The organism is Veillonellaceae bacterium, assembly GCA_012523975.1.
GTDB lineage: Bacteria > Bacillota > Negativicutes > JAAYSF01 > JAAYSF01 > JAAYSF01.
Genome location: JAAYSF010000065.1, coordinates 58,903 through 74,481 on the forward strand (window position 1 = coordinate 58,903; position 15,579 = coordinate 74,481).

Sequence of the window (15,579 nt, forward strand, 5' to 3'; positions counted from 1 at the left end):
TAAACCGGAGGTTGAGATCAACCTCCGGTTTATTATTAAGGCTAGGGGGATATGCGAACCGACAGCTATTCTTTACCTATTAATGAATTAATAAACTCTTCAACAGGTGTTACATTTATAGTTTTTTGATTTGTATATATTACAAAACCAGGCTTTGCACCAGCCGGTTTCTTTACGTATCTACGTCTGGTATAATCAACTGGCACATTAGCAGAATTCTTTGCTTTACTAAAATAAGCTGCAAGCTGTGCTGCTACTAGTAAATCGGACTCTAATGGGTGCTCTTGATTAATATGCATTATAACGTGGGATCCCGGAATATTTTTTGTATGCAGCCAAAGATCGTCTGGTCCTGCCTGCTTGAAAGTAACATAATCATTCTGCTGGTTATTCTTTCCAATAAGTATGGTAACACCTTCAGGAGTGATCACTTTTAGCGGTTGAGACTTCGTACCGACTTTCATACGTTTCTTGCGTGTTTCTTTTATATAACTCTGAGAAATAAGTTCTTGACGTATTTCATTAATTTCAATCGAGGATTCAGCATTGTTTATAGAAACAAGGATACCCTCTAGATAGTCAATTTCGCTGTTGCAATAGTCGAGCTGCTCTAGAAGCATTTCGCTAGCTCTTTTTAGTTTGGCATATTTGTTGTAATAGGCTTGAACGTTTTCCACCGGAGTCCGCAGAGGATCCAATTCGATTGTGATATTTGGGCGGTTCTCACAATATAAGTCTTCAATAATAATCTGATTAGCCCGCTCTGGGATTTTATATAAGTTCGTCATTAACAAATCACCATACTTGCGAGCTACATCGGCTTTTTTTGCCTCTTCCAATTCATTGTTAAGCATTTTTCGCTTGCGGGTTAGCCGAGCGATTAATGACTCAACAAGTTTTGCAATTATTACTTTATCAGGTGGAGCAATTGGTTCTTGACATTGTTTATTAATGAACTCCATTACTTCGTTCATTGTACTAAAAACTCTTATATCATTATCTTGGCTGGCAAGATGTTCTAGTTTTATAGCAGATACTGCTATTAAGCGAGCATACTTATCTAGCACTATATTGGGCTCTATTGAACCAGTACACAGCGTACTTTTTATGGTCTCAATGCTTTTCCCAACTGATAAAAAACTGGCCTCATCCATTGAATCTACTTCAATGTTAGTCGGCAATCCTGCACGCCATATAATTTCTGATGCAATTACGGACCCAATACCTGCTGCAGTATTAATGATAGCCTTTGATAGCAGACAGTTATTTTGACTTTGGAGTACATTCAAGAAATCCTCTGTCGATATCGAAAGTATATTTAGTCGCTGTTGGCCTGGTGGTAACTGATACTTTAATCCCGGCATTATTTGTCTAAAACGACTAATATTAACTCCAACCCGTTTTATGGCATCAACTATAGTATCATTTTGGGCAAAAATGATATTGCTGCGCTTGCCCATGATTTCGATAATAAGTGCTTTTGTTGCTATCGTACCGCGTTCTTCGCGAATGTCGATCTCGATAGAAATGATTCTATCCAAGCTATGTTGATAAATTCGTGCTATTCGACCTTCCTCGAAGTGTTTACGCAAAAGCATACAAAAGGCGGGAGGAACTGCTGGGTTTTCGGGTGCTTTATCGGTAATATAAATACCAGGATTCTCAGGGTTAGCCGATATTATTAAGCAATAATCTTCTTGCATCTGACGAATCCACATAATTAATGTTGTTTTATCAACCTGATATATTTTGTCGATTCGGCCACCTGATAGTTTTTTATGCAATTCAATAACCAGTGCTGATAAAGATATTCCGTCAATCCCCATCATAACCTCCGAATTAACTTCCTAGAAATTTTTCATAAGTATACCACTATTACCAGTTCCGGTCAAACGAGGTCTAATAATGAAACTTTAAGAATACGATGGAAGAGAAGCACATATTAGCGAGGTGTCCGTCCATGAACAGTAACAAGTGGCATGCGCGTGGGTTTGAGGAAATATTGCAATTTTGGGTAACTGATGAAGTAAACGGCTTGTCTTCAAATGAAGTACAAAACCGGTTGCATAAGTTCGGTTTTAATGAAATGAAAGAAAAAAAGACTTCTCCTTGGTGGCAGAGATTTTTCGCTCAATTTCAGGACTTCATGGTCTTGGTGCTTTTAGCAGCAACGTTAATTTCCGCTTGTCTGGGAGAATATGCAGATGCAATAACCATCTTAGCTATAGTTTTTATTAATGCAATTTTAGGATTTGTTCAAGAATATCGCGCCGAGCAATCAATGCACGCATTAAAAAAGCTGGCAGCGCCAACTGCTCATGTTATTCGAAATGGAAATCTGCAGCAAGTACCGGCGCGTGAGCTAGTTCCTGGTGATATATTAGTACTTGAAGCAGGGGATAAGCTAGCTGCCGATGGCCGATTATTTGATGCCCATAATCTCGAAATCGAAGAGGCTACTTTGACAGGCGAGTCCCTACCTGTTCGAAAGGTAGCAAACCGAAAGTTTAATGAAGAAGCTCCACTGGGTGACCGAAAAAATATGGTTTATTCCGGAACAAGCGTTACACGGGGCAGAGGTAAAGCAGTAGTCTGTGCAACTGGTATGACTACCGAGGTAGGGCATATTGCAGGAATGATTCAATCCGACGAGCATGAGCCTACGCCTTTAGAGAAACGGCTTGAGCATCTTGGACGTTGGTTAGTGTGGGGTTGTTTAGTAATTTGTTTAATAGTAGTTATTACCGGTGTCGCAAAAGGCGAATCACTCTACTTAATGTGTATGTCTGGAATTAGCTTAGCTGTAGCTGCTATTCCCGAAGGTTTACCGGCGATAGTTACGGTAGCACTTGCAATCGGCGTACAAAGAATGATTAAACGAAATGCTATTGTGCGAAAACTTCCTGCCGTTGAAACACTAGGCTGCACTACTGTTATTTGTTCTGATAAGACGGGTACCTTAACTCAAAATGAAATGACAGTACGAAAAGTTTTTACTGGCTCCGCGACTTATGATATAACTGGTACTGGCTATGATATTAAAGGTAATTTTCTATCCAGTAATCAAACAGTCAACCCCTCTAACGATACTTGTCTTTATAACTGCTTATTAGTTAGCTCATTGTGCAACAATAGTGTACTAAAACGTAACAATGTCGGAATAACAGGCCTATGGCGCCGCAAAAGTAGTAATGCATGGTCAATCGAGGGGGATCCGACAGAAGGAGCATTATTGGTCGCCGCAGCTAAAGCAGGTATTTGGCGAGATGAAGTTGAGAAAATGCAGCGCCGTATTGCTGAAATTCCCTTTGAATCAGAGCGACGCCGTATGTCAGTTATTTACGAACGGAGTGACGGTACATCAGTAATGTATGTTAAAGGCGCACCCGATACAATATTAGAATTGTGTACGCACTATTTCGATACAAATAAAGAGACTCCTCTGACACCAGAAAAGCTGTCATCAATTTTCGATGCTAACGATCAAATGACGAGTGACGCTTTGCGCGTACTTGCTTTGGCTTACCGTCGAATACCTAAGGAAGATGCCTATAACCCTTCGGAGGAAACTGAAAATGGTCTAGTTTTTGTCGGCCTTATTGGTATGATTGATCCTCCACGTGAAGAAGTAAAGCCAGCAATTGCAACTTGCCGACAGGCGGGAATTAAAACTGTAATGATAACTGGCGATCATCGTAATACAGCCGTAGCCATTGCTAAGGAATTAAAAATTTATGTAGAAGGAGAACATAAGGCGCTGACCGGTTCAGAACTTGACAATTTAAGCGATACAGAACTTGCCCAAGTTGTGAATAAAACCACAGTTTATGCGCGAGTATCTCCTGCTCATAAACTAAGGATTGTAAAAGCTCTAAAACGTCATGGTCACATCGTAGCTATGACCGGTGACGGTGTAAACGATGCACCGGCTATAAAAGAGGCGGACATTGGGGTCGCTATGGGTGTTACCGGAACAGAGGTTACAAAAGAAGCTTCATCTATGATTCTAGCCGATGATAATTTCGCGACCATCGTTGCCGCAGTTGAGGAAGGTCGCGGAATTTATGATAACATTCGTAAATTTATCCGTTATCTGCTGTCTTGTAATTTAGGTGAGGTTCTTACAATGTTTATAGCAGCCTTAGCAGGCTTGCCTATACCTTTATTGCCTGTACAGATTTTGTGGGTTAACTTGGTTACCGATGGATTGCCTGCCATGGCTTTAGGCGTTGATCCAAATGATCGGGATATTATGAATCGACCTCCACGTAATCCTAGAGAGAGTGTTTTTTCACGAGGCTTAAGCCGGAAGATAATAACAAGAGGCATCCAAATTGGTTTTTCAACAGTTCTTGTCTTTGCCGCAGTCTATTTACTTAAAAATGACTTGGCTTTAGCACGAACCATGGCTTTTTGCACCTTAGTTTTTTCTCAAATGTTTCATGTGTTTGACTGCCGTTCAGAAATCTTTACTGTATTCGAAGCTGGTTTCTTCCGTAACAAGTTCTTAATCGTAGCAGCATCGATTTCAGTATGTATGCAGCTTGCAGTTATCTATTTACCGTTTTTACAGGAAATATTTGAAACTGTTCCCCTTGGTATTTATGATTGGTTAGTTATTTTAACAGTGGCGGGTTGGACCTCTATTTTGAATCTATTGCGTCATATTTTTTTACATCGTAGTATTGCACGCCCAACACTTCGCAGAGTACAATAAAATAAATTGTTATTAATGGCTTGCTGGAGGTATTTTCGTGGAATTTAAATTTAGCAAATGGCATGGTTTAGGAAATGATTTTGTAATTGTGAATGGTTTTACTGAAAACATCGAAGATTTGGCGACAGCTGCAATCAAAGTTTGCGATCGTCACTTTGGTGTTGGCGCTGATGGCTTAGTTTTGGTTCTCCCTTCCGAAATAGCAGATTTTCGCATGCGAATATTAAATTCGGACGGAAGTGAGGCTGAAATGTGCGGCAATGTTACCCGGTGCGTCGCCAGGTATGTTTACGAATCCGCCATGACAGACAAGACAAAACTTACAATCGAAACCCAAGCCGGACTTATTAGGCCGGAGTTATTGTTCGATAACGGTATTTTAAAAACAGTCCGTGTCGACATGGGCGAACCAAAATTAAAGCCATCACAGATTCCTGTATTAAGTGAATACGACTCATCTATTGTAAATTCCCCATTATGTATTGATAACCATACTTTTTATATAACCTGTGTTTCCATGGGTAACCCACATTGTGTCACATTTGTAGACGATATAGACACTATAGATTTACCGAAATTCGGCCCCCTAATTGAATCAAATTCAATGTTCCCCCGCAAAACAAATGTAGAGTTTGTTCAGGTACTCGACCCGAAAACACTAAGAATGCGTGTCTGGGAGCGTGGTGCCGGAATAACGCTGGCTTGTGGGACCGGCGCTTGTGCCACACTCGTAGCAGCAGCTATTAATGGAAAGGCCGACAAAGCAGCTACAGTTAAGCTAGACGGCGGAGACTTGTTTATCGAGTGGGGCGAAGATAACCATGTATACATGTCCGGTCCGGCAACCGAAGTCTTCTGCGGTCACTATCAGGAAAAATAAAACTTGATTGAAAAAAGGTTATGCAGTTCAAAAAAGTGTATAACCTTTTTTTGCTACAACAAAAGTGCTATATTATATAACAGGATTTTCATAATTATCAGAGAATTAGATATGTGTGATCATGGTAGGTAAGGAGGTAATGAAGTTTTGAAAACACTTTTAATTACATTAGGGTTATTGCTCTTAAACAGCAGCTTTTGCTCGGCTATTGCGCCTATAAATGATGATATCATTAAAGAGGCTCAGAGTTACGGCAAAATCAACAGCGTCAGCACTTTTACCGATTTTATATCACCATGGACTTCGTATGAAGAAAATGCACAAAAGCTTGATGATAGCACTGAATATGCTAATATATATACACCATTTTTACTGGTAGCAGCCGATGCAAGAGAAAAATCTCTTAACGGTCAAACTATTAGCCTTGTTGATAGTCAAAAAGCATTACAGCCGTATCTAGGCTATCTTACTTTTCGTGTGGTGCTATTCGGATCTACACCCCATTTTTCTGAATCGATTAAGTGCGTACTAAAAACAAACCAAAATACAATCGATTTTTACCAATCATCGCCTGCTGAGGTTACCAAAACCCCTTGGTATCCTAACCAGCCTCTATATATGTCTAAGCAGTATTTTTATTTTCTCGACAATCAAATGGACCTAGACGCTCCATCGACACTAATAGTAAATACTGCAGATAAACGTGAACATAAATTTTATTTTAACCTTCCTGACATTAGCTAGGGCTGAAAAAGCCCTTTTTAATATTGGTGAAAAAGGATTTATAGCTAGAAAGTAGAAAGTAATTTTAAATAATCGGATTAATTGTTTTTTTTCCAGTCAATAATACATACACAAAGGAAGGTGCTAAATATTGTGCTCAAAAGCATGACTGGGTTTGGACGAGGAGAATTTCTTGACAGTACGCATCGTTTAATTGTCGAAATAAAGGCTGTAAATCACCGTTTTAATGAGATTGTACTACGCATGCCTAAAAATTTAGGCTCGCTCGAAGATAAAATTCGTCGTGCTGTAGCATCGGCTCTAGCAAGAGGTCGGATAGATGTCTTTATTACGGTTGACGAATACGGTCAAAATAACAAAAAGGTAAGGGTTGACAAAGAATTAGCAATCGCTTACCATAGTGCAATGAAGGAATTGGCAGCATTATTTTCAATGCCGCTACGGGAAGATGTTTATCACATTGCTAAATATCCCGATGTTGTAAAAGTAGAAGAAGTTTCCCCTGATGTTAGTTTACTATGGCCTAAACTTGCCCAAGCTATAAATTCGGCCATAGAGAATTTAATGGCAATGCGAATAACTGAAGGTGAAAATATTCAGCATGATTTGTTATCAAGAATTCAAAAGCTCGAATACAATATAACCGAAATAGAGAAACGAGCCCCACAAATACTTGTTGAATATCGGGAAAAGCTGTTAAATCGTATGAGAGAGCTATTAGCCGCTGTTAATGTTGAGCCCGATGAGACTAGGCTGCTGCAAGAGACAGCCATCTTCGCCGATCGGACAAATTTTACTGAAGAGTTAGTTCGCCTGCGCAGCCATTTAGCTCAGTTCAGGTCTACGTTGTTTTCCGAAGATGCGGTTGGACGAAAACTTGACTTTATTGTACAGGAAATTAATCGCGAAACGAATACCATCGCATCAAAAGCAAATGACTATACTGTAGCCAATATTGTTGTTGAAATTAAAAGTGAAATAGAGAAGGTCAGAGAGCAAATCCAAAACATAGAGTAATATAGAGAATAGATTCAGATTAGCCTCTTAGAATTCGGAAGTCACTATAATAGGGGGATTGAATGTGGAAATAAAGCTTATTAATATCGGTTTCGGAAATATTGTTTCAGCAAATCGGATAGTTTCGATTGTAAGTCCGGAATCGGCGCCAATTAAAAGAATCATTCAAGAAGCGCGGGATAGAGGTATGCTAATCGATGCTACCTATGGCAGAAGAACCCGTGCAGTTATTATTGCCGACAGCGATCATGTAATTTTATCGGCTGTTCAGCCAGAAACAGTCGCGCACAGACTTATTAATAAAGAAACAAGCGATGATTCAGCAGAGTAGCAATGCAGAAAGGAGTAATAATATGACGCAGCCGGGAATTTTAATTGTCTTATCTGGTCCGTCTGGAACCGGTAAGGGAACAATTTGCCGGGAATTACTGCGCAACTATCCCAACCTTCACTATTCCATTTCAGCCACTACCCGTCAGCCTCGCGCGGGTGAGGTCAATGGTTCAAACTACTGGTTTATTAGTCACGATAAATTTAAAGAGATGATAAATGAGAACGATTTCTTAGAATGGGCTGAGGTTTACGGTAATTATTACGGAACCCCACGCACATATGTAATGGAATTATTAAATAGTGGCAAAGATGTAATTCTAGAAATTGATACTCAAGGCGCTATGCAGGTAAAGAATAAATTTCCTCAAGGGGTTTTTATCTACATTATGCCGCCATCTCTCGAAGAACTAGCAAATCGTATTCATAAACGCGGTACTGAATCTCTAGAAGCAATTAAGAATCGGTTAGGATGCGTACGTAACGAATTTTCATATGTTAACCACTATAACTACATTGTCGTTAATGACGAGGTTAATGATGCCGTTAGCAAAATTGAAAAAATAATTGGCGCCGAAAAATGCCATGTGTCCCGTAATATTCAGCTAATAGATCAGATTTATAATCTGAGTTCTCAGTAATATAGCCGAAGGAGGCATTCTATGATACACCCGTCTTTAGATGTACTGGTAAAGAAGGTTGATAGTAAGTATACTTTGGTTGTGCTTGCTGCCAAAAGAGCCCGTGAAATACTTGATGGTAATACGCCAACTGTAGAAAGCAAATCAAACAAGCAAGTGACGATTGCCCTAGAAGAAATAGCGAGTAATAATATTTCTTACGAAAGGACTAAGACAGGAATTAAGTAGGTGGCAATAAATGCTTAAAGGACGAAAAATTGTCGTAGGTGTAACTGGCGGCATCGCCTCTTATAAATCGCTTGAAGTTATTAGTCGTTTAAAAAAGGCCGGCGCCACAATCAAGGTAATAATGACAGAGTCAGCAACTAAATTTGTCACTCCGCTAACCTTTCGAGAGATTAGCGGTAACCCAACAGTTACCAGTATGTGGGGCGAACCGGCTAATTGGAATGTAGAACATATTGCATTGGCTAACTGGGCTGATTTATTTTTAATTGCGCCTGCTACCGCTAACATCATTGGAAAAATTGCAAATGGTATCGCCGACGATATGCTTTCTACTACCATCATGGCTACGAAAGCTCCGATTATTCTCGCACCAGCAATGAATTCTAACATGTATGTTAATCCCATTACTAAACAAAATATTCATAAACTAAATGCCCTCGGCTACCACTTTATTGAACCAACGTATGGAATGCTAGCTTGCGGCGTCCAAGGTCAAGGGCGACTACCTGAACCCGAGGTAATTACCGAAAAGGTTTTTTCTTTTTTTTCTAATGCTAAATCACTATGCGGGAAAAAAATTATTATAACAGCGGGCGGAACACGTGAACCTATTGATCCAGTCCGATATATTGGCAATCGATCAAGCGGTAAGATGGGGTACGCTCTAGCAGAGCAAGCTGCTATGAGGGGAGCAGAGGTTGTTCTCATTTCTGGCCCGAGCAGTCTGCCAGTGCCTAATCGGGTAGAAATTATTAAAGTTGAAACAGCACTGCAGATGAAAGAGTCAGTTCTTGAACATTTTAATGGTGCCGATATTGTTATAAAAGCAGCAGCTGTGGCTGATTACCGACCGCAGCAGGCAGCCAATCATAAAATAAAAAAGTCGGCCGACTCATTAACTATCGTATTAGAAAAGAATCCTGATATATTGCTTGAGCTTGGCAAACTAAAATCCCATCAATTTTTGGTAGGATTTGCAGCTGAAACCCAAGACTTAATTAATAATGCTAAAGAGAAGCTAACCAAGAAAAATCTAGATATGATTGTAGCTAATGACGTTACTGCGCCAGGCGCTGGTTTTAATACGGATACGAACATAGTAAAACTGCTATATCGCAGCGGACACATAGAAGATCTCCAACAAATGACAAAAATCAGCCTAGCCCAACTCATTTTAGACAAAATTAGTGAACAACTCCAAAAATAGGTTGCTTTTTTTTATTTTTTAAATTAAAATCTACAAGTAAAATAACATATACTACTCATCAAGAGTTGGTGGAGGGACTGGCCCGATGAAACCGCGGCAACCATTGGCGAGCCAAAACGGTGCCAATTCCTGCAGCAATGCTGTAAGATGGGAGAGTGAATCATACCTCCCATTAGGGAGTTTTTTTATTATTCGTTTTAGGAGGCATGCCAAAATGCAAAAAAAACGTGTTCTTTTCACGTCCGAATCGGTTACAGAAGGCCATCCTGATAAGATTGCCGACCAAATCTCAGATAGCGTACTTGATTCCATTCTAGCACAAGACCCGACCGCTAGGGTAGCTTGTGAAACCCTTGTGACTACAGGCTTAGTTCATGTTGTTGGTGAAATTACTACTAGCTGTTACGTCGATATTCCCAAAACAGTGCGTGATACTATTCGTGAAATTGGCTATACCCGTGCCAAGTACGGTTTTGATTGCGACACCTGCGGAGTAATGGTATCTATTGACGAACAATCCCCTGATATCGCTTTGGGTGTTAACAAGGCCCTCGAAGCGAAAAAAGGCGAAATGGATGAAATTGAGGCGATCGGTGCCGGCGACCAAGGCATGATGTTCGGTTATGCTACAAACGAAACACCAGAATATATGCCTTTGCCGATTTCCCTTGCTCATAAGCTTTCACGCCGCCTAAGCGAAGTAAGGAAGACCAATGAGCTTGACTACCTTCGTCCGGACGGTAAGACCCAAGTAACTGTTGAATATGAGGCTGGCAGGCCTGTACGCGTTGATACAATTGTTATCTCTACGCAACACGGCCCGGATGTAGAGCTATCTACGATTGAGAAAGATCTTATCGCCAAAGTAATAACTCCGGTTGTTCCGGCGGAGCTGCTCGACGATAAGACAAAATACTACATTAACCCAACTGGAAGGTTCGTCGTTGGCGGTCCTCAAGGAGACGCCGGCTTAACCGGCCGTAAAATTATCGTTGACACTTACGGCGGCATGGCCCGCCATGGCGGTGGCGCTTTCTCAGGTAAAGACCCAACAAAGGTTGACCGCTCAGCAGCTTATGCAGCCCGTTATGTTGCTAAAAATGTCGTTGCTGCTGGTCTTGCCGATAAATGTGAAATACAGCTTGCCTATGCAATTGGTATTGCCCGCCCAGTCTCGATATTGGTAGAAACCTTTGGTACAGCTAAAATTGACGAGACCATTATTGCTGATCTAGTAGACAAACATTTCGACCTTAGACCGGCAGGAATCATAAAAACACTGGATTTACGTCGTCCAATCTACCGCCAAACAGCTGCTTATGGGCATTTTGGCCGTACCGACATTGACCTGCCGTGGGAGCGCACAGATAAGGCTGAAATTTTACGCAAGGAAGCTAACCTCTAATTAAATAAATGGGAATGGTAATACTAACTTAGGAAAACAAATTGTCCAAGGAGGTTAGTATTACATGGCAGATCCGAATAAAGGTATTCAAAAAGCTACCTACCGGGTTGGCGGTTTAAAGGGTAACCATTGCCGGGACCGCATCGAACATACTTTGTCACATCTTCCCGGAATTTCAGCAGTTGATGTAAGTGTCAGCAGTAAGCAGGTGAGTGTCAACTATGACCCCGACGTCATTGCCAGCGGATATATCGAAGAAACTCTGCAATCCTTGGGATATTCGATACAAGGTTAATGTCATGAAGATCCGTTACCAACCTAGACGCCGGGTAATGCGCTTTTTTAAACGCCTGCCTATGGATACAGGGTTTCAATTAGACTTTATTACCAATCGAGACATTTAATCACTGCCTAGCAGGTAATTTGATAAAACTAATCGAATTCAAAAATATGAATCTTAGACGTTATTCTGAACGGCTAAATATAAAGGGGAGAATAAATATCTCCTCTTTTCTTTATTAGTAATCATGCTGGCGGTGGTAGTATGGGTAATATCGCCCAAATTATTGTTAATGTAACGGCAAAGGCTATAAATAAATCTTTTTCGTATTATATACCTGATGAATTAAGCTTTTTGGAAAAAGGTTATCGTGTTTTAGTTCCATTCGGCCCACAAAAGGTTGAAGGCTTTGTAATCGATATTATTGATGGAAATGCTTCAAACTTGAAGCCAATCATTTCGGCCTTAGACGACTACGCTTGGTTTGACGATAATATGTTAAAAACAGCCGACTGGGTCGCAAAATTTTATCTTTGCACTCAGGCTGAAGCATTGCGGCTATTTGTTCCCGGTAAAAGTGGTATAAAGACCGAATTCTCATATTCAATTCCAGACAGTTTAGACATCCAGAATGCCGCAGCATTTCTGTCTGCTAAACCGGACCTTTATTTGGAGGTTCTAGCTTTTATTGCTAAAAATGTAAATGTAAAGCTTGCCCAACTCAACAAGCAATTTGGGCAAGCTGCTTTAAAAGCGTTAAAGTATTTAGAAGCAAACAAGCTGGTATATAAGGAGATGATTGCACATTCAACAAAACGGATAAAATATCAAAATAATATTGCCCTGGCTGTACAAAAGTCGGTTGGCTTATTAAAAATGGCTGAGCTAAATCGAAGCCCTGCACAACAGCGCCTATTGACAGTGTTGCTCGAAAAAGCAAGTCTTACTCCTCAAGAGTTAAAAGAGCTTCATATTGCGCCAAACACTGTCAAAAAGCTAGTTGATGCAGGAATTGCAAAAATCATTAAAACCCAAATTCTAAGAGACAGCTATTCACACACCAATTGTAATTCACCTATATTGAGACTAACACCAGAGCAGCAAAACTGCTTAGTTTCTATAAACAGTGCACTTCATTCTGGAGATTATCAGTCATGTCTAATTCATGGTATTACTGGTAGTGGAAAAACACAAGTTTATATTGAGGCAGTAGCTGAAACAAGGCGAAATAACCGCCAAGCCATTGTACTAGTTCCCGAAATAGCCTTAACAAGCCAGATTGTAGCTCGTTTTAAAGCTTACTTCGGTGATGATGTTGTTGTAATCCATAGTAAATTATCAATTGCCGAACGTTACGACGCTTGGCAAAAGCTTCGCACAAATCAGGCTGGAATAGCTATTGGTGCACGCTCCGCCATTTTTGCCCCATTAACCAATTTGGGCCTAATAATTATTGATGAGGAACATGAGTTTACCTATAAACAGGAAGAGAGCCCTAGATACCACGCTCGACAAGTAGCGGAAATACGCTCGCGTCTTGCAAAGGCATTACTAATTTTAGGAAGCGCAACGCCCTCAATTGAAACATATTATAAATCATTGTTGGGTAAACATACCCTGCTGACAATCAACGAAAGAATCGACGGTGCAGCCTTACCTCATGTTACTGTTGTAGATATGCGTGAAGAGCTCCGGCTAGGAAGAAGAACGGTGCTATCACAACCGCTCCAACAGCTCTTAAGCGAGACTATTGAGAATGGCGAACAAGCCGTTCTGCTACTTAACCGGAGGGGTTATGCAACTTTTGTCTTATGCCGGGAATGTGGCTACGTTATGGAATGTGAACATTGTTCATCAACTTTAGTTTATCATACCTCAGGTAACACTCTGCGGTGTCATTATTGCCAATCCTCGCAAGTCCCACCTGATACCTGTCCTAATTGCAGCAGTCGTTATATTCGATATTTTGGGACAGGAACACAAAAATTAGAGGAGGAGTTATTCAAGCTCTGGCCTAATATACGTGTTATTCGAATGGATCAAGATACAACTAGTAGAAAAATGGCATACTCCCGAATTTTATCTGATTTTGCTGCTGGTCGTTATGATATACTTCTTGGAACACAGATGGTTGCAAAGGGACATGACATAAAAAATGTTACTGCTGTCGGAATCATCGCGGCAGATACAACTCTCAACCTGCCTGACTTCCGCGCTGCCGAGCGAACATTTTCGCTAATAACACAGGCAGCAGGCCGGGCGGGGCGGGGAAATAAGCCCGGTAAAGTTGTCATTCAGACTTACAACCCGGATCACTATGCGTTGCAAGCAGGCGCTAACCAAGATTACTTTTCGTTTTATCAAACAGAAATTTCTCATCGAAAAGAACTATTCTATCCCCCGTTTAGTCATATTGTTAAACTTACGATAACTAATAATGATGAAAGACAAATTCGTATACAAGCCGAAAATATAGCATCGCAACTTCGAAAGGCGCTAGCATCAGAGCCATATACTGAAGTAATCGGCCCGTTTAATGCTGCTATTTTTAAGGTAAAAGATACATTCAGAGTTAATCTTATGATTAAAACAGTTCGTTTAGCGACAATCAGACACCATATTAACAATTTAGGTTTAAGCAATGTAGCTAATATTTACATAGACATTGAACCTGTGAATGTAATGTAATAGAATTGGGTTAAGCATAACCAGCATAAGAGGAGGATAAAGTCATGGCAGTCCTAGAAATCAAAAAAGCTGGGGACGAAGTATTAAAGAAGGTTTGTACCCCAGTCACTAAAATTGACCGCAAAATAAAAAAACTTATTGAAGATATGGCAGAAACTATGTACGCCGCTAACGGTGTAGGATTAGCAGCTCCGCAAATCGGTTTACCAATCAGAGTAGTTGTTATTGATACAGGTGATGGATTAATTGAGCTAATCAATCCGGTTATTACCGAAAAAGAAGGGTGTGATAAAGACACCGAAGGATGCTTGAGTATCCCCTTCGTCTTTGGTGAAGTAGAGCGTTACAGCAAAGTTACTGTCGAAGCTCTAAATCGTAATGGTAAGACAGTAAAAGTAACCGGTACAGGCCTTCTAGCAAGAGCGCTGCAGCATGAGCTAGACCACCTTGATGGCGTACTTTTCATTGAACGGGCAAATACATTATACAAGGAGAAAGCCTAATGTCATACCCCAGAGTAATCTTTATGGGTACGCCTGACTTTGCTGTCCCATGCTTAGATATGCTTGTTGAAGAAGGCTATGAAGTTGTTGCTGCAATAACACAGCCTGACCGACCAAAAGGACGCGGTCATAAACTTACCCCATCACCGGTTAAAGCGCGAGCCTTAGAATACGGAATTGATATTCTGCAGCCTGAGAAAATTAAAAATCCTGAATTCGTAACACAATTAACCGCTCTAAAACCTGATATTATAATTGTCGTTGCATTTGGCCAGTTTTTACCAAAAAATATACTTGATTTACCGCCGCTCGGTTGTATCAATGTCCACGCCTCGTTGTTGCCTTACTACCGGGGCGCTGCCCCGATTCATTGGGCTATCATCAATGGCGAAACAAAGACCGGAGTCACGACAATGTATATGGATATTGGGATGGATACCGGCGACATGATACTGATGGCAGAAACTCCTATCGACGCAGCTGACACTACCGGCTGTCTTCATGATAAATTATCTGTATTAGGAGCTAAGGTGTTAAAAGATACAGTCCAATTAATACTAAAAGGCAATGCTCCGCGAATACCACAGCCTAACGAAGAGGCCACTTATGCACCACTATTAACAAGAGACCTGGAGAAAATTAATTGGGATTGTTCAGCTGACAAGATTCATAATCTTGTCCGTGGACTAACCCCATGGCCTGGTTCTTATTGTAAGTTCAAAGACAAGCATCTCAAAGTTTGGGAGACAAAAGTTGTGAATGCATGTGCACTTGGTCAGCCTGGGAGAATTAACCAAATAACACAAACGAGCATTATAGTTGAAACTGCCAGTGGCCTTATTGAACTCTTGACAGTCCAGCCGGAAAATAAACGTCGGATGAGCGCCCGGGATTATGCTTCCGGTTATGGGTTAAGGACCGGGGATTTTTTTAAATGAG

14 protein-coding genes and 1 riboswitch are annotated in these 15,579 nt (G+C 40.7%); of the genes, 13 read left to right on the forward strand and 1 reads right to left on the reverse strand.

Annotated features, from left to right (window positions below; all coding sequences use genetic code 11):
* Window positions 1-65: 65 nt before the first annotated feature.
* Window positions 66-1,826: a fibronectin/fibrinogen-binding protein gene (locus GX348_08615; protein NLP42241.1), complete on the reverse strand. Its 1,761-nt coding sequence runs from the start codon at window positions 1,824-1,826 to the stop codon at window positions 66-68.
* A 134-nt stretch (window positions 1,827-1,960) separates the two neighbouring features.
* Here GX348_08615 and GX348_08620 point away from each other — a divergent pair, with 134 nt between their 5' ends.
* From GX348_08620 to GX348_08680, 13 genes are all read left to right on the forward strand, one after another.
* Entirely contained in the window at window positions 1,961-4,717 is a 2,757-nt protein-coding gene (locus GX348_08620) for a calcium-transporting P-type ATPase, PMR1-type (GenBank protein NLP42242.1), read from the forward strand.
* Window positions 4,718-4,754: 37 nt separating this feature from the next.
* Window positions 4,755-5,597 carry a diaminopimelate epimerase gene (locus GX348_08625; protein ID NLP42243.1) on the forward strand — a complete coding sequence of 281 codons (843 nt, stop codon included), beginning with the start codon at window positions 4,755-4,757 and terminating at the stop codon, window positions 5,595-5,597.
* Between the two features lie 147 nt (window positions 5,598-5,744).
* Entirely contained in the window at window positions 5,745-6,341 is a 597-nt protein-coding gene (locus GX348_08630) for a hypothetical protein (protein NLP42244.1), read from the forward strand.
* A gap of 132 nt (window positions 6,342-6,473) precedes the next feature.
* Window positions 6,474-7,358 carry a YicC family protein gene (locus GX348_08635; protein NLP42245.1) on the forward strand — a complete coding sequence of 295 codons (885 nt, stop codon included), beginning with the start codon at window positions 6,474-6,476 and terminating at the stop codon, window positions 7,356-7,358.
* Between the two features lie 64 nt (window positions 7,359-7,422).
* Window positions 7,423-7,689 (forward strand): DUF370 domain-containing protein, encoded by a 267-nt coding sequence (locus GX348_08640; GenBank protein ID NLP42246.1) that lies wholly within the window; start codon window positions 7,423-7,425, stop codon window positions 7,687-7,689.
* Window positions 7,690-7,711: 22 nt separating this feature from the next.
* Entirely contained in the window at window positions 7,712-8,329 is a 618-nt protein-coding gene (gene gmk / locus GX348_08645) for a guanylate kinase (protein ID NLP42247.1), read from the forward strand.
* Between the two features lie 21 nt (window positions 8,330-8,350).
* Entirely contained in the window at window positions 8,351-8,557 is a 207-nt protein-coding gene (locus tag GX348_08650) for a DNA-directed RNA polymerase subunit omega (protein NLP42248.1), read from the forward strand.
* A 10-nt stretch (window positions 8,558-8,567) separates the two neighbouring features.
* Complete coding sequence (gene coaBC, locus GX348_08655; protein NLP42249.1) at window positions 8,568-9,764, forward strand: bifunctional phosphopantothenoylcysteine decarboxylase/phosphopantothenate--cysteine ligase CoaBC; 1,197 nt, start codon at window positions 8,568-8,570, stop codon at window positions 9,762-9,764.
* Window positions 9,765-9,816: 52 nt separating this feature from the next.
* Window positions 9,817-9,918, forward strand: a riboswitch (SAM riboswitch).
* Between the two features lie 60 nt (window positions 9,919-9,978).
* Window positions 9,979-11,169: a methionine adenosyltransferase gene (locus GX348_08660; protein ID NLP42250.1), complete on the forward strand. Its 1,191-nt coding sequence runs from the start codon at window positions 9,979-9,981 to the stop codon at window positions 11,167-11,169.
* Window positions 11,170-11,233: 64 nt separating this feature from the next.
* On the forward strand, window positions 11,234-11,464 hold the full coding sequence (locus GX348_08665; protein NLP42251.1) for a hypothetical protein: 231 nt from the start codon (window positions 11,234-11,236) through the stop codon (window positions 11,462-11,464).
* A gap of 249 nt (window positions 11,465-11,713) precedes the next feature.
* Complete coding sequence (gene priA / locus GX348_08670; GenBank protein ID NLP42252.1) at window positions 11,714-14,137, forward strand: primosomal protein N'; 2,424 nt, start codon at window positions 11,714-11,716, stop codon at window positions 14,135-14,137.
* 44 nt (window positions 14,138-14,181) lie between these two features.
* A complete protein-coding gene (gene def, locus GX348_08675) occupies window positions 14,182-14,640 on the forward strand; it encodes a peptide deformylase (GenBank protein ID NLP42253.1) in 459 nt (152 codons plus the stop codon).
* A complete protein-coding gene (locus GX348_08680) occupies window positions 14,640-15,578 on the forward strand; it encodes a methionyl-tRNA formyltransferase (GenBank protein NLP42254.1) in 939 nt (312 codons plus the stop codon). Before def ends, GX348_08680 begins: the two co-directional genes overlap by 1 nt.
* Window position 15,579: the final 1 nt, after the last annotated feature.

Excerpts from the sequence above, each read along its gene's own strand:
- priA (NLP42252.1), top strand. The coding sequence starts at position 11,714 with ATGGGTAATATCGCCCAAATTATTGTTAATGTAACGGCAAAGGCTATA.
- GX348_08615 (NLP42241.1), bottom strand. The coding sequence starts at position 1,826 with ATGGGGATTGACGGAATATCTTTATCAGCACTGGTTATTGAATTGCAT.
- GX348_08665 (NLP42251.1), top strand. The coding sequence starts at position 11,234 with ATGGCAGATCCGAATAAAGGTATTCAAAAAGCTACCTACCGGGTTGGC.
- def (NLP42253.1), top strand. The coding sequence starts at position 14,182 with ATGGCAGTCCTAGAAATCAAAAAAGCTGGGGACGAAGTATTAAAGAAG.
- GX348_08680 (NLP42254.1), top strand. The coding sequence starts at position 14,640 with ATGTCATACCCCAGAGTAATCTTTATGGGTACGCCTGACTTTGCTGTC.
- GX348_08620 (NLP42242.1), top strand. The coding sequence starts at position 1,961 with ATGAACAGTAACAAGTGGCATGCGCGTGGGTTTGAGGAAATATTGCAA.
- GX348_08660 (NLP42250.1), top strand. The coding sequence starts at position 9,979 with ATGCAAAAAAAACGTGTTCTTTTCACGTCCGAATCGGTTACAGAAGGC.
- coaBC (NLP42249.1), top strand. The coding sequence starts at position 8,568 with ATGCTTAAAGGACGAAAAATTGTCGTAGGTGTAACTGGCGGCATCGCC.
- GX348_08650 (NLP42248.1), top strand. The coding sequence starts at position 8,351 with ATGATACACCCGTCTTTAGATGTACTGGTAAAGAAGGTTGATAGTAAG.
- gmk (NLP42247.1), top strand. The coding sequence starts at position 7,712 with ATGACGCAGCCGGGAATTTTAATTGTCTTATCTGGTCCGTCTGGAACC.